Genomic DNA, 22,308 nt, shown 5'->3' with positions numbered 1-22,308 from the left:
AGATCAACTGCGTGGCACACCGTCCTCCACTAACACCGCGATCGGCATGGAGCCCAACGCATCGCGGAGATATAAAAAGCCGCTTTCATCGACCTTAGGCGCCGCCGGACTCAGCCAGTCGAACAGTGCGCGGTCGGTCAGATCGGCAGGCACCGCGATTGCCGTATCGCCCCATTTGGCCGGATCGATCATCGGCAAATCGCCGTTCTCACCGAGCAGTCCGGCGGCGAGCCGGCTGGCTATCACGACCGCCCACGCATTCCCGTGCCGCCGAGCAAACGCGATCACATTCGACGCATGCGCACCCCGCACTTCAAGCGGCAGATACGCACTTTGACTCAGCAACTCCGGTAAATGCGCGCGCAACGCCAGCACGCGTTGCACCACCGCGAGCTTCACGCGACCGTCGCGCCAGCTCGGCAAGAACTCCGACGGCGGTGTTTGAGCCAGCAACGATTCACGTTTGGCAAAATCGACGGGCCGGCGATTGTCCGGATCGACCAGACTGAAGTCCCACAACTCTGTGCCCTGGTAAAGATCGGGAATCCCAGGTGACGCCAGCCGCAACACCGTCTGCTGCAAACTATTGAGCGCACCAGCGCGGCCAATCCGCGCCACGAATGCGTACAACTCGTGCAGGAAACCATCGCGCCGCTGCGGCGCGAGGATATCGAACAGGAAATCGCGGCAGGCGGCTTCATACGCTTCGTCGGGCGCAAGCCAGTTGGTCTGCAGCTTTGCTTCCCGCAGTGCCTTCAACTGCCATTGCGCGACACGCTCAGCCAGTTCCTTGACACCCGCTTCGTCGTCTGGTTTTAAATCCGGCGGCCAGCAACCCACCAGGGTTTGATACAGCATCGCCTCGGCAGCGGGACCCGGTGCCCATTCGTAGCGTGTGTCCTTGCTCACGCTGCTGATCGGCGTGCCATCGAGCGCACGCCGGTGCGGTGCGTTCAATGTCGACCACGCGCGCAACCTGGCGCCCCATTCATCCGCGATTTCGCTCAACACCGCAAGCCGCGCGCGCACGTCTTCGCCACGTTTGTGGTCGTGCGTCGCTGTGGCCAGCATCGCGTGAGGAAAGCGCTGCGACCGTTCCAGATTGGCGGCATGAAATTGCTCGACCGACAAAGCAAACTCGCCCGGGTCCGAGCCGACTTCGTTGCGTGACAGCAGACGTCCATAGCGATAGCACGCGGTATCTTCAACCGCTTTTGCGGCGACCGGCGCCGTCAATTGCGAAAACAGCGTTTGCGCGGTGCGTCGCGAGGAACCTGCATGGCTCGGTGGCGCACCATTTGAACCCTGTTGTTGCGAGGGCGCATTGCCGCGTGTAGTCGGCACTTCTTCAGCGCTGCCGCCAAGCCATGCGTTCACGCGGTCGAGCACCACGTGGTCGGCGCGCGAAAGCGTCTCTTTCGCGCCTGCCAACGCCTGCTCGAAATACACGTTATCGGCGGCGCCGCGCAGCCCGTTTTGCGGATAGATCCGATACACCGGAAAATGTACGACCAGTTCGGTCAGCACGCGCCGCAGCGCGGTGAAGGTGAAGTCGCGCGTTGTCAGCGAATCGCGGGCGATCCGATGTAATGCACGCGCCGCGCGGTCCAGTTCCGCCGAGAGATTCTCAGCGAGAATCTTGCGCCGCGCGGCCAATGCTTCGTCGGCGAAGCGTGGGCTGCGGCCGGTGAGTTCAGTCCACGTTTGCGCAAGTGGCTCGGCGCCGGTCGGATCGTGCAGCAGCGCGCCCACGTCGTTCATGAAATCGTAGCCGGTCGTGCCGTCCACGGGCCAATCGTCGCGCAGTGCCTCGTCGCGGGCGAGGATTTTTTCGACGACCACATACGGCGCGGTATCGCGCAATTCGGTAAGGCGTTGCCGCAGACGCTGACAGTACTCACGCGGCTCGGCCAGACCGTCCACATGGTCGATCCGCAAACCGTCCACCACGCCTTCCTGATATAGACGGAAAACCAGCGCATGCACGGCCTCGAACACTTCAGGCCGCTCCACCCGCATGCCGGCCAGCGTCGAGATGTCGAAGAAACGCCGCCAGTTCACTTCGTCCGAAGCGGTGCGCCACCAGGCGAGGCGGAAGTGCTGCCGCTCGATCAGCCGATGCAAACGGTCACGCGGCACGGGATCGTCGGGCGAATAGGCTTCCAGCACCAACTTGATCGCCGAGGTGCCGTTTTGCGCGACGAACTCGCGCAGGATCTCGCGTCCTTCGGCGGCGCGCGGTTGATCGGCCGGCTGTGTCGTCAGGCCCTGGAAGCGTTCGGCCAGTGCGCTGAGGTCGGCGCGGTCAGCGCTTTGCAGAATCGATGCGTAGTCGGTTGGGCATACCGGAAACATATGCGGGCCATAGCCGATGTAAAAGCACCCGCTGTCGGCCGCAAAATGCAGCGCAATCCGGCCTGCCGCAAGTTCATCGCCATACGGCGCGCCGAGAGTCGGCGCCAGCACCTTGCCGCGCAAGGCCGGATCGGGCGAATGCCAGTCGACATCGAAATGGCGTGCGTACGCGCTGTGCCGGCCCCATTCGAGGATATCGAGCCACCACGCGTTGCTCGAACCACCGACGCCCATATGGTTCGGCACCACGTCGATGATCAACCCCATGTTGTGCGCGCGCAGTTTATCGACGAGGCGTTTCAGCCCCGCCTCGCCGCCACATTCGGCGTTGACCTGAGTGTAGTCGACGGTATCGTAGCCGTGCATCGATCCCGGCTCGGCGGTGGTGATGGGCGACGCGTACACGTGGCTGATGCCGAGCGCGGCGAAGTAGTCGACATGCTTCGCGGCATCGTCGAAGGTAAAGCCTCGATGGAATTGGAGGCGAAGCGTGGAGCGCAGGACGGTCATGGCGTATCAGGCTCCGAAGAAGCGTTAGCAGGAGAAGCGGGAACGGTCGCGCCGCGGCGCGCGCGGTCGACGGCCAGCAGGCGGTCGCTGAAGGTGTCGTCTCTGAACAGTTCGTCGATCGGCAAGGTGAGACGGCGGCGCCAGTTCGGATGCTCGTCGATCGAGCCGGGCAGATTCGGCTGCTCGACTAATGCGAGCAGATCTTCGAGCGGGAAGGTGACGAGCGGCCCGGGCGTCGCGGCGACGAAGGCGAGCGCTTCATCCACTGGCGCCTCGTCGGGCGGCGGCGCAGCCACGTCCGGCGCGGCGACGCCGGCTTGCTGGAACGCGTGCCATAACAGCGCGCGATCGGCGGCGCGTTCTTCCTGTGCCACTTGCTCCGCGTCGCGGCCATCGGCGCGCGCCATCGTCTGACCGATCCTGTTGCGCCACGTGATGTCGCTGCCGCGCCACCAGCCTGCCACGGTCGGCAGATCGTGGGTGGTCGTGGTGCCGACAGCATTGCGGTCCCACGCGTGCGGCGGCTTGAAGCCCTTGCCGCCTTCCGCACCTTCAAACCACAGTACGCGAATGCCCGCAATGCCGTGCTCGTCGAGCCGCTCGCGAAAACCGGGCGGCACGGTGCCGAGATCTTCACCGATCACGATCGCGCGATGCCGCCACGATTCGAGCGCGATCAGCCGCAGCAGATCTTCGAGCGGATAGCGCAGATAGGCGCCATGACGCGCGCTCTCGCCTTCGGGCACGAGCCACAGGCGCCGCAAGCCGAGAATGTGGTCGATACGGATGCCGCCCGCATGCGCGAACGCCGCGCGCAGCATGTCGATGAATGCGGAGAAGCCCTGCGTGCGCATCGCGCGTGGCGAGAAGGTGGTAAGGCCCCAAGCCTGTCCGGCCTGGTTGAACAGATCGGGCGGCGCGCCCACTGAAACGCCTTGCAGCATGTCGTCACGGTACGACCACGCATGACTGCCGGCGCTATCGCATCCAACTGCGAGGTCCGCGATCAGGCCGACGGCCATGCCGGCATCGCTCGCTGCATGCTGCGCGTGCGACAAACCTTTGGCGGCGAGCCATTGCAGAAACAGATGAAAATCGACTTCATGCCGATGCGCTTCGGCAAAGGCTTCAACTTCCGGGCTGCGCGGATCGCGCAGCGCTTCGGGCCAGTTGCGCCAGTGGCCGTTGCCGCCTTCTTGCGCGAGTTGCACCACCTGCAGCGCTTCGAAACGTGCGTGATCTTCGAGTGCACGGCCGGCACGTTCGCAGAAGCCATGAAATTCGAGCGCGCGCGGCGTGGCACGCGCGCGTTCCTGCGTGCAGAAGTTCTCGTAGAGCGCGCGTAGAACCTTCAGCTTCAACACGACCGCGTTCGGCCAGTCGATGAGCGACAGGTCCTCGAGTTTCGACCACACGTCGGTGGCCTGCGCGGCCTCGATCGCGGCGCGTGCGGCGTCCACGCCAAACACGGCGGCGGGATCGATATGCGTAACGTTCAACCACAAGCGCGACGACGGCGAATACGGACTGAAGCGATTCGGCTCGGCGCTGAACATCGCATGTGTCGGACTGACGGCGAGCGCATGCGCGCCGCGCTTCGCGCTTTCGGTCGCCATTTGCGCGAGAGCCGTATAGTCGCCGATGCCGCCATCGCCCGTGCGGCGCAAGCCGTATAACTGCGCGGCGATACCCCACAGCGGCGGCGGTTGCGTCGTGGCGCCGTCGTGCAGCGTGCGCCATGCATCGGCGACGGTGTAGCAGCGTGACGGGGCAACGGCCAATGTCACGCGCTGCTCGTTGATGACCAGGGTGTGATAGCCGGGCTCGTCGATCGGCGCGAGCAATGCTTCTTCGCCTTTGGGCGCCGTGAAGCGGCCGTCGATGATCGAGCCGCTTTCGAGTTCGATCCGGTAATGACTGCCCGATTTGATCGCCGCGGCCGGCAGCGCGATGCCGCGTTCGATCTCCGCTGTCATCAGCGGTGGAAGTTTGCGGCCGGACAGTTCCGCTTCGAGTGCAGCGGCGCTGTGGCGAATTTGCGTGGCGTTACCGCAGGGCAAGCCCATCCGTTCGAGCAGCACGGCGAGCGTGTTCTCCGGCACATGCTGCGTCGTATGGTGCGCATCCCGCCACTCGACCTCGAAGCCGGCGCGAGTGGCAAGGGTAAGGATCGTATCGTTTGAACGGCGGGTAGCACTCACGCGTGGCGCTCCTGTTGGCCCGCGATGCGAGCATCGTGGCCGATGGCATAGTCGCAGACGTCGCCGGTCACCCAGGCGGCAAACGCGTACGACGGCAATGTTCTGGCGTCGATCTGCTCGCGCACGCGTGGCGGCGTTTCGAAGATCAATTTGCCGGCGGGCAAATCGGGGAACGCGACGCTCTCTTTTGAGAGATTCAATGCGACCGACAAGGTTTCGCCGTCGCCGAGTTTCCAGCGGGCGATCAATGCATTGGCGTCGCCGCCGTTTTCGGCGGTCAGCACGGTCGAGCCGAGCGCTTTGGCATGTTTCAGGCGTGGCGTGATCAGCTTCGCCCGCACGGCGAGCGCGGATTTGTAAAAGTGCATCCAGTCGAGCCGGTCTTTCGCGGTGTCGACCGCAGCGGAGCCTTGAACAGGGTCAGGCGGCGACGAGGCCGCGAAGGTTTTCACGTCGTTCGGATCGGGAATCTGCGCGCGCCGCTTTTCGTCGCTGAACGACGAAAAGCGTGCGAATTCGCGGCGCCGCCCTTCACGCACAGCGTCGGCGAGATCGCCGGTGTACGCGGTGAAAAACAGAAACGGCTGGGTCGAGCCATATTCCTCGTCCATGAACAGCATGGGGATTTGCGGCGACAACAGCAACACACCGGTGGCGGCGCGCAAGGCCTCGTCTGAGGTTAGCTTGCGCAGGCGCTCGCCGAATGCACGATTGCCGACCTGATCGTGATTTTGCAAGAACATCACGAACGAGGTGGGCGGCAGATGCCGGCTCGATTCGCCACGCGGCGCGCCGTCATGAATCGGCGACGGGTCACCCTGATACGCAAAGCCTTCCGACAACACGCGCGCAAGGCGGCGGATCGGCTGATCTTCGTACGCGTGGTAATAGCCTTCGGTTTCGCTCGTCAGCAGAACGTGCAGCGTGTTGTGCGCGTCGTCGTTCCACTGCGCGTCGAAATGCGTGTCCAGCAGGCTCGCACTGTTGTGCTCGTTCTCCAGCACCAGATGCACATGCCGGCCGTGCTGCACTTTCGCGCGGATATGGTCGGACAATTCGCGCAGCCACGCATGATTGTCGATGGCGTGCACCGCGTCGAAACGCAGGCCGTCGATGCGATATTCGTTGATCCAGTAGACGGCGTTGTCGACGAAAAAATCGCTCACTTCACTGCGGTTGAAATCGATCGCGGGCCCCCAGGGCGTATGCGTGCCTTCGCGAAAAAACGAGCGGGCGTATTCGTGCAGGTAGTTGCCGTCCGGGCCGAAATGATTGTAGACCACGTCGAGAAACACCATCAGCCCGAGACCGTGTGCGGCGTCGATCAGTGCTTTCAGTTCTTCGGGGCGGCCGTACGTGGAATCGGGCGCATACGGCAGCACGCCGTCGTAGCCCCAATTGCGCTCGCCGGGAAAGTCGTTCAGCGGCATCAATTCGATGGCCGTCACGCCGAGCGCGGCCAGCGCGGGCAAACGTTTCTGCACACCCGAATAGCCGCCCATCGCGCCGACATGCAACTCGTACAACACCGTTTCTTCCCACGGTCGGCCGTGCCAGTTCGTATGTTCCCAGCGGTACGCGCGCGGGTCGATCACTTCGCTCGGGCCGTGCACGTCTTGCGGCTGGAAGCGCGATGCAGGATCGGGCACCGCGTGCTCGCCATCGAGCCGGAAGCGATACAGGGTGCCCGCGCCGCTGTCGACGGTCGTTTCGAACCAGCCGTTGCCAGCGGGCGTCATGTCGTGCGCGCCTTGCGCCGGGCCGTTTTCGATTGCTACCTGTACCGTCTTGCACGAAGGCGCCCAGAAACGGAAACGGGTACGCGGCTTCGCGCCCGTGGCGCCGAGCAACTGCGCGCTGAACGGCAGGCAATGCGCGTGATGATGCGCGTGAGGATCAATCGGATTTTCGGACATGATTCATCACCATTCGATGTTACTTTCGCCTACGTGGTCGGCGACGTATCGCTGCTCGACGGATGCGCACCCGGATCGGGCGGCAGCGCGGTCAACAGCCGCGGCCCGTGCTGCGCGCCGGCCTTCCAGCCCGCCTGCCAATCCGCTTCGCCGATGGGTTGCGCCGCTAGCATCACGAGGCTATGTGCGGCCACTTCGACCTCCGGCACTGCCAACCGGTGCGGCGCGGTTTCCGGCTCAGCAGTGTCTAGCAGCACATGCCATTCCAGGTGCGGTGGGGGTGGCGCAAAACGCAGCGTTTCGTCCGCTGCGTTGAGCATCATCAACAATACTTCTGTTTCGCCGTTCAAGCCTGGACCCGCGCGCCGCAGCGTGAACGCGCGGCCCTCGGGGTCCTGCCAGGCTTCGATGGTGAGTGGATCGCCGTGTTCATCGAACCAGCCGACATCGAACAGGCCCGGCAGTACTTCGCGGTCGCCGAAAAGGAAGCGCGTTTCACGCAGCAGCGGATGCTGTTTGCGCAGTGCGATCACGCGTGCGACGAACGCGGTCATCTGGCGGCCGTCGAGCGACTCTGCGCGCTCCCAGTCGAGCCATGATAATTCGTTATCCTGGCAGTACGCATTGTTGTTGCCGTTCTGCGTGCGCAGCGATTCGTCGCCTGCCAGCACCATGGGCGTGCCGAGCGCCATCAGCAGCGTGGCGATCAGCGAGCGGGCCACGCGTTTGCGGGTTTCGAGAATGACCGGATCGTCGGTCGGGCCCTCTACGCTCCAATTGCGACTGCAGTTTTCATTGTGGCCGTCGTTGTTGTCTTCGCGATTGGCCTCGTTATGCTTGTGCTCGTAGGCGGTGACATCGGCGAGCGTAAAACCGTCATGCGACGTGACAAAGTTGACCGACGCCCACGGTTTCCTGAAACGCCGGTTGAACAGATCGGCGGAACCGGTCAGTCGCGCAGCAAGATCGGGGCGCAAGCCGGCGTCGCCGCGCCAGAAACGGCGCACGGTATCGCGGAAGCGGTCGTTCCATTCGCCGAATCCCGGTGGGTGATTGCCGAGTTGGTAACCGCCCGGGCCGATGTCCCATGGCTCGGAAATCAGCTTGCGCTGCGACAGGATCGGGTCCTGGCGCAATGCGTCGAAGAAACCGGAGCCTGGATCAAAACCATGCTGCTCGCGGCCGAGGGTCACGCCGAGGTCGAAACGGAAACCGTCGATATTGAACTTCGTCGACCAGTAGCGTAGCGAATCCATCACCATCTGCAGTACGCGTGGATGCGCCAGATTCACGGTATTGCCGCAGCCGGTGTCGTTGATATGGTGGCGTTCGTCGCCGGGAATCAGGCGGTAGTAGCTCGCATTGTCGAGGCCGCGCCATGAGACGGTCGGCCCCATCTCATTGCCTTCGCAGGTGTGGTTGTAGACCACGTCGAGAATCACTTCGATGCCGGCCGCATGCAACTGACGCACGGCGATGCGCATTTCATCGAGCCGGTGCGTGCTCAGATACGACGGCTCCGGGGCAAAAAATGCCGCGGTGTTGTAACCCCAGTAGTTGCGCAGGCCGCGCTCCACCAGAAAGCGGTCGTTCAGAAACGCATGCACGGGCAGCAATTCGACGGCCGTCACGCCGAGCTTCAGTAAATGCTCGATGAATTCCGGCGAAGCCAGCGCGGCGAACGTGCCGCGCTCGTGCTGGCGCAAATCGGGGCGCAACATCGAGACGCCGCGCACATGCGCCTCGTAGATGATGGTTTCGCCCCACGGCACATTCGGACGCTTGTCGTGCGACCAGTCGAAGGCTTCGTCGATCACGACGCACTTCGGCATGGCCGGCGCCGAGTCGCGCCGGTCGATCGAGAGATCGGCGCGATTCGAATGCACGCGATAGCTGAACAGCGCATCGGACCAGCGAAACTGCCCAACCAGTTTGCGGGCATACGGGTCGAGCAACAGCTTATGCGGATTAAAGCGATGCCCATGCTGCGGCTGATACGGCCCGTGCGCGCGAAAACCGTACGCGGTGCCAGGGTGAGCGTTGGGCAAATAGCCGTGCCAGATTTCGTCGGTGCATTCGGGCAGTGTGTAGCGCCTGATTTCCTTGCGACCGGTGGGATCGAACAGGCAAAGTTCGATTTTCTGCGCATTCGCCGAGAACACCGCAAAGTTGACGCCCAGGCCATCCCAACTGGCGCCGAGCGGATAGGGCGAGCCGGGCAGAAGCCGGTCGGGCATTGCATGCGACATGATTCCCCTTCCTTGTTCTGTTTTATGAACGCTATCGTGGGACTTCATGCGACGAGCGCGCGGCTTTCTGGCCGCGCGCTCGCCTTACAGCACATCCATCAATCCGCGCGCAAAACGATCGTCGCCAATGGCGGCAGCGTCAGCGCAGCGGAATGCGGCCAGCCGTGGCTGGAGATTTCGTCGGTGTGAATGAGGCCGCCGTTGCCCATGTTCGAGCCGCCGTACACGCCGGCATCCGTATTCAGCACTTCTGACCAGCGGCCGCTGCGCGGCATCCCCATCCGGTAACCGACCCGCGGCACCGGCGTCATATTGCACACGACGACGAGTTCGCGACCCTCGCCATCGGTGCGGCGCCAGGCGTAGACGCTGTTGCCATTGTCGTCGCCGACCAGCCATTGGAAGCCGCCCGGCTCGCTGTCGAGCCGATACAGCGCGGGTTCCGCGTTGTACAGATGGTTCAGGTCGCGCACGAGTTTCTGCACGCCGTGATGGTTGGGATCGTCGAGCAGATGCCAATGCGGCGAGGTGTCGTGATCGAATTCCGCCATCTGGCCAAATTCACCGCCCATGAATAGCAGCTTCTTACCCGGATGCGTCCACATGAAGCCGAAATACGCGCGCAAGTTGGCAAACTTTTGCCATCTGTCGCCGGGCATCTTGCCGAGCAGCGAGCCTTTGCCGTGCACCACTTCGTCGTGCGAAAGCGGCAGCACGAAGCGCTCGGAGTATGCGTACACCATCCCGAACGTCATCATGTGGTGATGGTATTGGCGATAGACCGGATTCTCTTCCATGTAGTGCAGCGTGTCGTGCATCCAGCCCATATTCCACTTGAACTGGAAGCCGAGGCCGCCGTCTTCGACGCGTGCCGTCACGCCAGGCCACGCGGTCGATTCTTCGGCGATCGTGATCGCGCCAGGCACGCCCGGCACATAGCCGACTTCATGATTCAGTCGTTTCAGAAACGCGATCGATTCGAGATTTTCGCGGCCGCCGTAGATGTTCGGCACCCACTCACCGGCCGCGCGCGAATAGTCGCGATACAGCATCGAGGCGACCGCATCCACGCGCAGGCCGTCGACGTGATAGCGCTTCAACCACGCGAGGCCCGACGCCACCAGGAACGCGCTCACCTCGTTGCGGCCGAGGTTGTAGATCATCGTGTTCCAGTCCTGGTGATAGCCTTCGCGCGGGTCGGCGTGCTCGTAGAGCGGCGTGCCGTCGAAGTCGATCAAGCCATGCGCGTCGTTCGGGAAGTGCGCAGGCACCCAGTCGAGAATCACGCCGATGCCGGCCTCGTGCGCCTTGTCGACGAATAGGGCGAACTGCTCGGGTTTGCCGAAGCGCGCGGACGGTGCGAATTGCCCGAGCGGCTGATAGCCCCACGAACCGCCGAACGGATGCTCGGCAATCGGCATGAATTCAACGTGTGTAAAGCCCATGCTTTTCGCGTAAGGAATCAGCCGCTCGGCGAGCTCTTCCCAGGTGAGACCGCGCTGACCTTCCTCGGCGATGCGCAGCCACGATTCCGCATGCACTTCGTAGATCGAGATCGGTGAGCGCGCGGTTTGTCTGGCGGCGCGCGATTGAATCCAGTCGTGATCGGTCCACACAAACTGCTCGATCTCGTCGACGTGCGCGACCACCGATGCGGTGCCCGGCGGCTTTTCCGTTTGCATGGCACACGGATCGGCTTTGAGCGGCAGCGGATGGCCGTCACGGGCGAGCAATTCGTACTTGTAGCGCGTGCCCGGGCCGACGCGCGGCACGAACAATTCCCACACGCCCGCCTGATGTCGCAGCCGCATCGGATGACGGCGGCCATCCCACGAGTTGAAGTCGCCGACCACCGAAACGCGCCGCGCGTTCGGCGCCCAGACGGCAAAGCGCACGCCCGGCACACCGTCCACTTCCATTGGGCGTGAGCCGAGGCATTCGAGCACCGCGTACGGGTCACCGCCGGCGAGACGCCCCAAAGGTTCGTCGCCGAGAACGGGGGCGAACGAATATGTGTCCTCGATTTCCTGCACGGTGCCGTGCCAGTCGATGCGTAAGCGATAGGGCGCCGCCGACGTGATACGACCGGCAAACAGCCCCGGCCTTAGCTGTTCAAGTTCACCGAGCGTCGAGCCATCCGCGCGGGAAATGACGGTGACATGCGAGGCGTTTGGCAGCAGCGCGCGCACCACCGGACCCGCGTCCGTTTGATGCAGCCCGAGCTGCGAAAAAGGATCAGGGTGACGCGCTTCAACGAGCGCGTCGATATCGAGCGGTTGGAGGCCAGCGGCCGGATCATGCTCACTCATAATCGCCCTCGGCCGGATTAGGCGGTGCGGCGGCGCCTGGCGCCTGGGTTGATGAATCGTGGCTCGGCGGTGTGCCGGTGTCGCCCAGCAAACGGCTGGTGAGCGCGGCGAGGCCGCGCACCGGCAAACTGAGCCACGTCGGACGGTTGGCCGCTTCGTAACGGATTTCGTACGCGGCTTTCTCGATCAGGAACAGATCGAGCAGGGCCTGTTCTGCTTCGGGTGCAACCAGTGGCGTCGGTGAGGCCGCAGCGGCAGCGCGGTACTCGTTCAGGAACATGTCGGTGGCATGCGCGCGGAAACGGTCGAACAGCGCGCGTTTGCGATCGGCGGTTTGCTGCGGCGCGCTTTCCATCGTGGACTGCGCCGCCGCGCTCGCATACGACAACGAGCGCATCAAACCGGCCACGTCGCGCAACGGACTCGACTTCTGACGGCGTTCTTCGAGCGTGCGCGCGGGCTCACCTTCGAAGTCGATCAGATACGCGTCGCCCTGCGCGACCAGCACCTGGCCCAGATGGAAGTCGCCGTGAATGCGCGTACGCAGTGCGGCCGCCTCTCCCGACACCAGCTTGCTGACGGCGTCGACCAGTGCGGCGCGGCGATCGATCAGGCTTTGTGCCAATGCCTTGGTGTCCGGATCACTCATCTGCTCGATACGCGGCGCAAGCAGATCGAGCGCGCTGGCAAGCATGGACTGTGTGCCGTCGACCCACGCCTTCACCTGTTCGGCACTGGCGGGTTCCGGCGCGAACGCCGGGTCGTCGGAGGGCGAAGCAAGGGCCACATGCAGTTCACCCAGCCGCTTGCCGATGATGCCGGCCAGCGCACTGTAGCCTTCCATGAGAATCGCTTCGTTGTCGCGGTCCTGCGGTTGCGCTTCCGTATCGACCGTGATGGCAAGTTCATCTACCGAGCGGCGGAGGTAGTCGAGCGACCAGTTCCAGGCGTCGCCCTGATTGTCGATATAGCCTTGCAGGATAGCGAGTGTATGCGGCACACCTTCGGGGTCGACGCGCACCACTTCACCATACAGCGGCGCGGTGTTCGCGTAGCCGAGCTGGGTCAGGTAACGGCTGATTTCCGCTTCCGGATGAATACCGCTTACCAGACGTCGCACCAGTTTCAGCACGGCCGCATCGGCAATGATCAGCGAGCTGTTGCTTTGCTCTGCTGCGAGCCAGCGGATCTCGGGCCGTTCGCCGAGATCGTCGAGTTCGGCGAATCGCTCGGTTGGAATGAACTTGATCTCGCTCTTCTGCACGGTGGGCACGACGGCGCGTTCGCGTAGCTTGCGCAGCACGCCATGAGCGAAGATGGGCAGCGCGAACGCGTCCGTCAGATGACCGACGTTGCGGCCGCGGCGCACGCGCGCGAGAGCCAGTTGCATGAACAGCGGCGTGGTAGTTTCGCCGCCCCACGTGATCGCGATCGGCACAACGTAGCGTTCCGTGTGATCGCCCACGTCTGCTTCAATTTCAGTGAACGCAAAGCCGCCATTGGGGATCGTGGTCAACGCGGCGAGGCGCACCGCATGCATCTTCTGATCCTTCGAGGCAAACCAGCGGCGCCGGCTCAGCCATGAAGGCAGCACTTCGGATTCGAGCAGGCGCACGTTCTCCGGTGTCGGACCGGCCTGTCCTTCGCGGATCACGATCGTAACGAACTCCGGCAGCGGTTCGGAATGCGCTTGTGCCCACGTCGGACGCTGCCCGCTATCGCACAGCATGAACCACAGGAAACCGTACGGCGGGAAGGTCAGCAGATAGGTCAACTGGCCGATCGCCGGGAACACGGAATCCGCAGTCATTTCGATCGGCACCGAGCCGTTGAATTCGGATAGATCGAGTTCCACCGCTTGCGGTGCACGTGACAGATTCGCCACGCACAGGATCGGCGGCTCGCCCGGCAATTCGCGCAGATACGCGAGAATCTTGCGGTTTTCCGGCTTCAGGAAACGGATGGTGCCGCGTCCGAAGGTTTGTTTCGCGCGGCGCGTGGCGAGCATGCGCCGGGTCCAGTTCAGCAGCGAATGCGGATCGCGGCTTTGCGCTTCGACGTTGACCGCGTCGAAGCCGTACAACGAACCCATCACGGGCGGCAGCACCAGTTGTTCAGGATCGGCGCGCGAGAACCCGCCGTTGCGATCCGACGACCATTGCATTGGCGTACGAACACCGTCGCGGTCGCCGAGGTGGATGTTATCGCCCATGCCGAGCTCATCGCCGTAGTAGATCACGGGCGTGCCGGGCATCGACAGCAGCAGCGAATTGATCAGCTCGATGCGACGACGGTCGCGTTCCATCAGCGGCGCGAGGCGGCGGCGAATGCCGAGATTCAGCCGTGCGCGGCGATCGCTCGCGTAGGTGTTCCACAGGTAATCGCGCTCGGAATCCGTCACCATTTCGAGCGTCAGTTCGTCGTGATTGCGCAGGAAAATCGCCCACTGGTTTGTTTCGGCGAGGTCAGGCGTCTGACGCATGATGTCGGTGATCGGGAAGCGGTCTTCGCTCGCAATCGACATGTAGATGCGCGGCATCAGCGGGAAGTGGAACGCCATGTGGCATTCGTCTTCGTCGCCGAAATATTCCTTCACGTCTTCCGGCCACTGATTCGCTTCGGCGAGCAGCATGCGGTTCGGATACTCGGCGTCGATCGTTGCGCGGATCTTCTTCAGGATCGCGTGCGTTTCCGGCAGGTTCTCGTTGTTGGTGCCCTCGCGTTCGACCAGATACGGCACCGCGTCGAGCCGCAGCCCGTCGATCCCCATATCGAGCCAGAAGCGCATCACCTGCAGCACCTCCTTCAGCACGGCCGGATTGTCGAAGTTCAGATCGGGCTGATGCGAATAGAAGCGGTGCCAGAAGTAAGCGCCTGCGACCGGATCATGCGTCCAGTTCGACGGCTCCGAATCGATAAAGATGATCCGCGTTTCCGTGTACTTCTGATCGGTATCGGACCACACATAGTAGTTGCGATGATTCGACCCCGGCTTTGCGCGGCGCGCGCGCTGAAACCATGGGTGCTGATCCGATGTGTGGTTGATCACCAGTTCGGTAATCACGCGGATGCCGCGTGCGTGCGCTTCCTGAATGAAGCGCTTCACGTCGGAAAGCTGGCCGTAGTCGGGGTGCACGTTGCGGTAATCGGCGATGTCGTAGCCGTCGTCGCGGCGCGGCGATGGATAGAACGGCAGCAGCCAGATCGCATTCACGCCGAGCTCGGCGATGTAATCGAGCTTCGCGATCAAGCCGGGAAAATCACCCACGCCGTCGTTGTTCGCGTCGAAGAACGACTTGATGTGCACCTGATAAATGATCGCGTCCTTGTACCAGAGCGGATCGTCGCTCAAGGCCGCCGGCTTGCCGCGCCGATGCGAGCGCGCTTTGGCAGCGCTGCCGGCGGCGGTGCTCGCATGGGCTTGTGTCGGAGTTTGGGCTGGATCGTCACGCTTCATATCGCACCTTCCGTAGGGGTTGGGTTGCCAGCGTCGTCTGCGTGATAGTCGCTGTCGGCATCATCCGGGCGTTCAGCGGGCAGGCCGCCGAGCGGCGCGATGCGCCAGATCGAGAACGGCTGGCCCGAACCGAGCCGGACGTGCTGCCAGCGGCCGTGCCATTCGAAACGCGCACCGGTCATCTGATCGGTCACTTCCAGCGCGCCATGGTCGTGCAGATTCCATCGCTGGAAAGTGTCCCACGACAGTTCAATATCCGCACCCTGTTCGTTGAACGGGTCGAGATTGATCGCTACCAGGATCACGTTGTCACGTGCTTCGGTTGCTTTTTCAAAGAACAGAATATTGTCGTTGTGCGCGGTGAGGAAAGTGAGGCCGAGATGCGTTTGCAACGCCGGGTTCGCACGGCGAATCCGGTTCAACGCACTGATCTCGCCGACGATGTTGCCGGGCCGGTTCCAGTCCCACGCGCGCAGTTGATACTTCTCGGAGTCGAGATATTCCTCGCTGTTCGGCAGCGCGGCGGCCTCGCACAATTCGAAACCGCTGTACACGCCCCACAAGCCGGCGAGCGTGGAGGCCAACGCGGCCCGAATCAGAAAGCCCGAACGCCCCGACGATTGCAAATGCCGCGGGTTGATGTCCGGCGTATTGACGAAGAAATTCGGCCGGTAAAAATCACGCGCGCTGGTTTGCGTGAGTTCGGTCATGTACTCGATGAAGTCACGCTTGGACTCGCGCCACGTGAAATACGTGTACGACTGCGAGAAGCCGATCTTGCCGAGCCGGTTCATCATGCGCGGCCGCGTGAACGCTTCGGCGAGGAAGATCGTGTCGGGATAGCGCGCGCGCACGTCGCCGATCACCCATTCCCAGAACGGCAGCGGCTTGGTGTGCGGATTGTCGATGCGGAAAATGTGCACGCCTGCTTCGATCCAGAACAGGAATACGTCGCGCAGCGCGAGCCATAAGTCGGGTTTGGCATCGTGCGCATAGAAGTCGGGATTGACGATGTCCTGATACTTCTTCGGTGGATTTTCCGCGTAACGCAGCGTGCCGTCGGGACGCCAGGCGAACCACGTCGGATACGCCTTCAGCCACGGGTGATCCGGCGAGCACTGAACCGCGAAGTCGAGCGCGATTTCGAGGCCGTGTGCGTGGGCCGCAGCCAGCATCTGCTTGAAGTCGTCGAGCGTGCCGAGCTCGGGATGCACGGCGGTGTGGCCGCCCTCGACCCCGCCGATTGCATACGGGCTGCCTACATCGCCCGGTTGCGCGTTCAGCGTGTTGTTGCGGCCTTTGCGGTTCGCCATGCCGATCGGGTGGATCGGCGGGAAGTACAGCACGTCGAAACCCATCTCGCGGATGCGCGGCAGTTTCGTGATGACATCCGCGAAGGTGCCGTGACGCGATTCGTCGTCGCTCATCGAACGCGGGAAAATCTCGTACCAGCTTGCGAAGCTCGCGGCGGTCCGTTCGGCGTCGATCTTGTAGACGATTGGATCGCGGCTCAGGAACGGGCGATGGCGCGCGGCGGTCATCGCCTTCGCCGTGGTCGGGGCGAGCAGCAACGCGAGCTTGGTCTCGGGATCGGCCTTCGTGAAGACCTTGACGATATGTTCGAGCGGTTCAGTTACCGCGCCTTCTGAGGTTTCCACTTCGGCGAGCACCAGCGCGAACAGATGCGCGGCTTCGTCGAGTTCGAGTTCGACGGTTTGGCCTGCCTTGAGCTTCTTCTGGATATGCTCGACCAGTGACGCAAAGTCGTCGCGCCATGCGACGACCGTGAATTCGTGACGGCCGAGGCGCTCCAGCGGAATGCGCGCTTTCCAGATATCGAGGCCAGCCGGCTGTGCCGGGCTCATCGGTACCTCGTGCCAGGCGGTTTCGTCGGCGGCGCGCCAGATCACGGCGGCGGCGATCTTGTCGTGACCTTCGGCGAAAATCGCGGCGGTAATTTCAGCACGCTCGCCCACCGTGCGCTTGGCGGGAAAGCGTCCGTTATCGACCGAGGGAGTCACGCTCTCGATCGCCACGCGCGGCGCGCTGATCGCTTCGAGCACGGTCTTGCGGCCGCTGCGCTTGCTGTTCGCCTTGTCGAGCGGTGGCGCGAGACAGATCGGTTTATCGGCGAGCGCGCGGAACAGGCGCACTGCACCGGGTGCGAGCGTGAACGGCGCCAATGCGGCGGGCGCGGCATTCCCGGGGGCGTCGAGCGGGACGAAGCGCGTGAAGTTGCCCGGGACGCCCGTGAGGAAGCGGGCTGGATCGAGGCGGACCGGTGCACCGAGTTCGGGATTGATGGCGATCAGGACTGCTTCGCCGGCGGCGCGCAGATCGGGTGCGTCGGCGCGCAGCAAGACCGCTGCGGGCGCGCCAGGCCCGCTTAGCGGGCGCAATTCGCCGTTGGCATGCAGTGTCCTGGTATTGCGCACCACCTCGTTCGCATGGCTGATCCGTTCCGAGAGATCGAAGCGTTTCCCCTGGCAGGCGAGGGCGAACTGCGCAGCGTCGCCGCGGGTTTGCGACATCGGCTCGGTGATGCCGTATTCGAAGCCCATCGGCATCATCCAGCCAGTGCCGGTCGAGGCCGACACGAACAGCGCGCGCCGATAGGCCCGCTCGACCACAGCGGCGTCGTGCGCATCGCCGAGATCGGCAGCGAGACGGGTGCCGTAGGGCGCTTCGGGAAAGGCGATGGGTGCGGCGATGCGGGCGAGCGCCGCATGCTCTTCTACCATCCAGCTGGCGCGGAAGTCCCACCAGCGTACCGACGAGAACACGCTGTCGAAGCCCGCGCCGTCGAGGCCAAGCAGATCGCTACGAGCAAGACCGGGCGTCGCGGCGAGGAACCGCACCTGGGGATGCTTCACGCGAACCGCGTCGCCGAGTTGGCGCCAAACCGCGGCCGGCACGCGATGGGGTGAATCGAAGCGGAAGCCGCTGACCCCTGCGTCGGCCAGTGCCAGCAGCTGCTGCGTCCACCAGTCGACTAGCGCGGCGCTGCTGTTGGCATCGTTGAAGTTCGCATACGCGACGTTGTCCTCGCGATGAACATGGCGCGGATCGAGCCTGGCTTCGTCAGACTCGAATGAGTGGAACCAGCCGGTATGTTCGGCGTACAGCGCGCCATCGGCGGCCATCCGGTCGATCACCAGATCGACCAGCAAGTTCAAACCATGCTGGCGGCCGGTACGCGCGAGCGTCTGGATCGCCTCCATGGCCGGTTGCGGGGTGTCGAACACCGGATGCAGCCGGCCGTGGTTGCCGACTACCTGTCCATGACCCGCCCGGCCCGGCTCGAAGATGCCGCCGATCAGCGCGTGATCGAAGCCTAGTCCGGCTGCGTGAGCGAACTGTGCAGGCCATGCGTTGAGCGGCCCGACGAGAAGTGAATGAAAAAAGTAGATCCGTGGCGCGTACCCGTTTGGAGATTCCATCGGTCCTTTCCAGATTCGTCCTGCTGCGGTGTGGATGCAATTGACATGCGATCACAGCGCTCATTGGGCTTCCAGAGCCGGATACCGCGCGATGCGTGAAGCGAGGGCGCGTACTGGTCAATGTAGTGCAAAGATCGTCACGCCGCTGGCCAGTAGCGGGTGCTTTGACGCCAGGCATCGATTGCACGGGGTCGGCCAGAACTATTCGCAAGATGCAGCAAACGTTGTGCCAGTGCGTTCTGGATCGAAGCGAAGGGATGGGGAAGCGCGCCCCAAGGGTGGCGCGACGGACGGCCAGAAGTGGCGCGGGACGCGGTGGTGGACGGTACGCGTGTAAAACGTGCGGTCGCCGTCCGGGTTTTACACGGCGTGTCGCGAGGCGCGCGCCGGGGCCGCAAAAGGCGAAGCGGCGGCCGGCGGGGCAAGCATGGTGAGAGAAAAAACTTTCAGTGAAAAGACCAGGGGATCAGGAGCCGACCAGGCCCGCTGCGATGTTCACGCACAAGCCGAGCACGGCGACGTTGAAATAGAACGACAGAATCGATTGGGCGAGCGCCGCGCGGCGAATCGTGCGGGAGCGCAGCACCACGTCTGAAGTCTGCGAGGCCACGGCAATGGTGAACGAGAAGTACATGAAGTCCCAGTAGTTCGGCTCGAGCTTGCGATCGGGAAATAGCAGCGCGGTCTCCGTTGCATCGGGGTCGTAGTAAAGCCGCGCGTAGTGCATCGTGAAAATGGTCGGGATCAGGAACCATGCGCCGAACATCGTCATGCCGGTCAACAGGTAGTGCCAGGCCGTCGAACTGCCGGCGGTGCCCTTCGCCGAGGCCAGTTCGAGCACGATCGCGGCAATGCTGGCGATCGTCGCGACGCAGATTACCAGCAGCACGATACCCGCATTTTCATCGTCGCGCCGCGCGAATTCCCGGACGCGGCCTTCGTCGGCGGTCGCCATATGCGCCCAGATCAGCACGAGATAGCTCCATACGGCAGCGTCCCAACCGGCCAGCACGCGTACCAATGGACGCGAGTGCTCAGATACGGCCAGCGCGGCCACGAGGCCGATGACGAGGCCGATCAGCATGCGGGGTCGATTGCGAAGAACCTGCGGATAATATTTTGTGAGCATGGAATCAGGAGTGGAGGGCTGTCTGTGTCGCGGATTCTACTCGCGCTTCGGGCACCATTTGTCGAATGGACGATTCACAGGCTATAGTCTTTCGCAACGGCCTTGCGCATCGCTTTCAGTTGAAAGGCGATTGGCAGGCGGCACGCTTTTCGCCGTGCGCGCCGCGCAGTGAAGCTGTTTCACAAGGCTGCCATCAGCACACCATAATGCGGTTCGCGTCGGCATCGCGCGGCCACACAAGATCGCTTAAGCGGCGCTAGACCGGGTTTTGGGGTAGAGAAATCGACGCAACGCGCGAACGGCATCACGCCGCCGCGTTGCTCGTTGAGAATGACTCACGATCGACTCACCATCTGGAGCCCCCATGACAGATGTTCCTGAGAAGAAAAATGCGCACCACGAAGTGACGCATTCGACCGGATTTTCGTCACCAGCTTCGTCTTCGCAGCTTGCTTCGCCGAGGTCTTCGCAATCACCGTCGCTTCACGCCTCGCGTTCGTTTTCGTTCTCGGCTTCGCGCAGAACATGGGTGCTGGGCGCATGCGCCACCGCTGTCGCGCTCGCGTTTGCAGGCGCGGGCCGCCCGCTCTCGTGGATCGCCCCGGCGTTCGCTGATACGCCCGCAGGCGGCGGACTCGATGCTTTCCTTGTGCTCTCGCAGCGTCTCACCGGGCGCTCGGGCTTCGACGCCGTGCTCGGCAAACGTGTCTACGGCGCTCTCGCCAAATCCGATAGCCAGTTCTCCCAGAACGTCGCTGCGCTCAACACGTGGCTGCAAGGCCATGGCGGCGTGCCTTCCGATACCGTCACGCAGGCATTGCAGGCCGACCAGCCGGCGCTCGCGAAATCCGTGAGCGCGATCATGCGAGCGTGGTATCTCGGTCTCGTGGGCGACATGCCGCATGTGGAGGTGGTCGCTTATGAAAAAGCGCTGATGTTCGAGCCGGTCAAGGACGTGCTGACGATTCCATCTTATTGCCGCGACGTGCCGTTTTACTGGACGCATAAGCCGGCGGTCGCCTGAACGACGTGCCTCTCGCGCGTGCGCTGTCGCCGTATCGTCTGATTGAGTCGTTCGACGAAACGCCGGCACACGAAAACAGCAAGCAACGATAAGCCAGCCAGAGGGTAACAATGGCAAATTCAAATTCCGCCGACATCGTCGTGGTCGGGTCGGGCGTGGCCGGTGGACTGGTCGCGCATCAGATGGCGCTGGCCGGCGCGTCGGTGATTCTGCTCGAAGCCGGGCCGCGCATTCCGCGCTGGCAGATCGTCGAGAACTTTCGCAACTCGCCAGCCAAGTCTGACTTCGCGACGCCCTATCCGTCCACACCGTATGCGCCGCATCCCGAGTACGCGCCCGCTAACAATTATCTGATCCAGAAGGGCGATTATCCGTACAACTCACAGTATGTTCGGCTGGTCGGCGGCACGACGTGGCACTGGGCGGCCGCCGCGTGGCGGCTGTTGCCGTCTGACTTCCAGTTGCACAAGCTGTATGGCGTGGGACGTGATTGGCCTTATCCGTATGAGACGCTGGAACCCTGGTATTCAGCGGCTGAAATGCAATTGGGCGTTTCCGGTCCGGACAACACGATCGATCTCGGTTCGCCGCGCTCCAAGCCGTATCCGATGAGCGCGTTGCCACTGTCGTACATGGATCAGCGCTTTAGCGACGTGCTCAACGCGCAAGGCTTCAAGGTGGTGCCCGAACCGGTGGCGCGCAACAGCCGTCCGTACGATGCGCGGCCCACCTGTTGCGGCAACAACAACTGCATGCCGATCTGCCCGATCGCCGCGATGTACAACGGCGTGGTGCACGCGGAGAAGGCCGAGCAGGCCGGCGCAAAGCTGATTCCCGAGGCGGTCGTGTACCGTGTCGAAGCGGACAACAAAGGGCTCATCACGGCAGTCCACTACAAGGATCCGAACGGCAACAGCACACGTGTGACCGGCAAGCTGTTCGTGCTCGCCGCGAACGGCATCGAAACGCCGAAGCTGATGTTGATGTCGACCACTGACAAATTCCCGCACGGCATCGGCAACAGCTCCGACCAGGTGGGTCGTAACCTGATGGATCATCCGGGCACGGGCGTCACTTTCCTCGCGAACGAACCGCTGTGGCCCGGACGCGGGCCGATGGAGATGACCTCGATCGTCAACTTCCGCGACGGCGCGTTCCGCTCCGACTACGCGGCGAAAAAGCTGCATCTGTCGAATGGTGTGCCGACCATGGGCGTGGCCGCCGATCTGCTGAAAAAAGGCCTTACGGGCGCCGAGCTCGACCGGCAGATCCGCGACCGCGCGGCGCGCACGCTGAACATCAACAGCTTTCACGAGCATCTCGCGGAGCCGCAGAACCGCGTGGTGCCCTCGGCGGATCACAAGGATGCACTCGGCATTCCACAGCCCGAGATCTACTACTCGATCAATGACTACGTGAAGAAGAGCGCGGTGAACACGCACGAACTGTATGCGCAGATCGCGTCGCTGTTCGGCGGTGCCGAGGTCTCGTTCGACGATACTTTCGCGCCGAACAATCACATCATGGGTACCACCATCATGGGCAGCGATCCGGGAGATTCGGTCGTCGACGCGGACTGCCGCACGCACGATCACTCGAATCTGTTTATCGCCAGCAGCGGTGTGATGCCGACCGCCGCCTCCGTGAATTGCACGCTGACGATCGCGGCCTTGTCGCTGAAGCTGGCCGACAAGCTCAAGCGTGAAATCTGAGCCCTG

10 protein-coding genes are annotated in these 22,308 nt (G+C 63.1%); 2 read left to right on the top strand and 8 right to left on the bottom strand.

The window, feature by feature from the left end:
- Positions 1 to 3 precede the first annotated feature (3 nt).
- The 8 genes from treY to PQQ52_RS06605 form a co-directional block, all read right to left on the bottom strand.
- Positions 4 to 2,865 carry a malto-oligosyltrehalose synthase gene (gene treY / locus PQQ52_RS06640; RefSeq protein WP_408208164.1) on the bottom strand — a complete coding sequence of 954 codons (2,862 nt, stop codon included), beginning with the start codon at positions 2,863 to 2,865 and terminating at the stop codon, positions 4 to 6.
- The gene (gene malQ, locus PQQ52_RS06635) at positions 2,862 to 5,066 is read right to left on the bottom strand and encodes a 4-alpha-glucanotransferase (protein WP_408208161.1); all 2,205 of its coding nucleotides are present in this window, start codon (positions 5,064 to 5,066) and stop codon (positions 2,862 to 2,864) included. The genes treY and malQ overlap by 4 nt, the downstream gene beginning before the upstream one ends.
- Positions 5,063 to 6,982: a malto-oligosyltrehalose trehalohydrolase gene (gene treZ / locus PQQ52_RS06630; protein WP_408208158.1), complete on the bottom strand. Its 1,920-nt coding sequence runs from the start codon at positions 6,980 to 6,982 to the stop codon at positions 5,063 to 5,065. The genes malQ and treZ overlap by 4 nt, the downstream gene beginning before the upstream one ends.
- 29 nt (positions 6,983 to 7,011) lie before the next feature.
- Entirely contained in the window at positions 7,012 to 9,231 is a 2,220-nt protein-coding gene (gene glgX, locus PQQ52_RS06625) for a glycogen debranching protein GlgX (protein ID WP_408208156.1), read from the bottom strand.
- Positions 9,232 to 9,329: 98 nt separating this feature from the next.
- Positions 9,330 to 11,540 carry a 1,4-alpha-glucan branching protein GlgB gene (glgB, locus tag PQQ52_RS06620; protein ID WP_408208153.1) on the bottom strand — a complete coding sequence of 737 codons (2,211 nt, stop codon included), beginning with the start codon at positions 11,538 to 11,540 and terminating at the stop codon, positions 9,330 to 9,332.
- Positions 11,533 to 14,997: a maltose alpha-D-glucosyltransferase gene (treS, locus tag PQQ52_RS06615; protein ID WP_408208150.1), complete on the bottom strand. Its 3,465-nt coding sequence runs from the start codon at positions 14,995 to 14,997 to the stop codon at positions 11,533 to 11,535. The genes glgB and treS overlap by 8 nt, the downstream gene beginning before the upstream one ends.
- A complete protein-coding gene (locus PQQ52_RS06610; protein WP_408208148.1) occupies positions 14,994 to 18,437 on the bottom strand; it encodes a maltotransferase domain-containing protein in 3,444 nt (1,147 codons plus the stop codon). Before PQQ52_RS06610 ends, treS begins: the two co-directional genes overlap by 4 nt.
- A gap of 466 nt (positions 18,438 to 18,903) precedes the next feature.
- The gene (locus PQQ52_RS06605; RefSeq protein WP_408208145.1) at positions 18,904 to 19,566 is read right to left on the bottom strand and encodes a DUF1345 domain-containing protein; all 663 of its coding nucleotides are present in this window, start codon (positions 19,564 to 19,566) and stop codon (positions 18,904 to 18,906) included.
- Between the two features lie 364 nt (positions 19,567 to 19,930).
- Between PQQ52_RS06605 and PQQ52_RS06600 the strand changes: the two genes are divergently transcribed.
- Positions 19,931 to 20,590: a sugar dehydrogenase complex small subunit gene (locus PQQ52_RS06600; RefSeq protein ID WP_408208142.1), complete on the top strand. Its 660-nt coding sequence runs from the start codon at positions 19,931 to 19,933 to the stop codon at positions 20,588 to 20,590.
- 110 nt (positions 20,591 to 20,700) lie between these two features.
- Positions 20,701 to 22,302 (top strand): GMC family oxidoreductase, encoded by a 1,602-nt coding sequence (locus PQQ52_RS06595; protein ID WP_408208139.1) that lies wholly within the window; start codon positions 20,701 to 20,703, stop codon positions 22,300 to 22,302.
- Positions 22,303 to 22,308 lie beyond the last annotated feature (6 nt).

The sequence above is a fragment of the Paraburkholderia sediminicola genome (assembly GCF_046030555.1).
Taxonomy (GTDB): Bacteria; Pseudomonadota; Gammaproteobacteria; order Burkholderiales; family Burkholderiaceae; genus Paraburkholderia; species Paraburkholderia sediminicola_E.
Note: the sequence above shows the minus strand (reverse complement) of the source record. Positions and strands in the feature narration are given on the sequence as shown.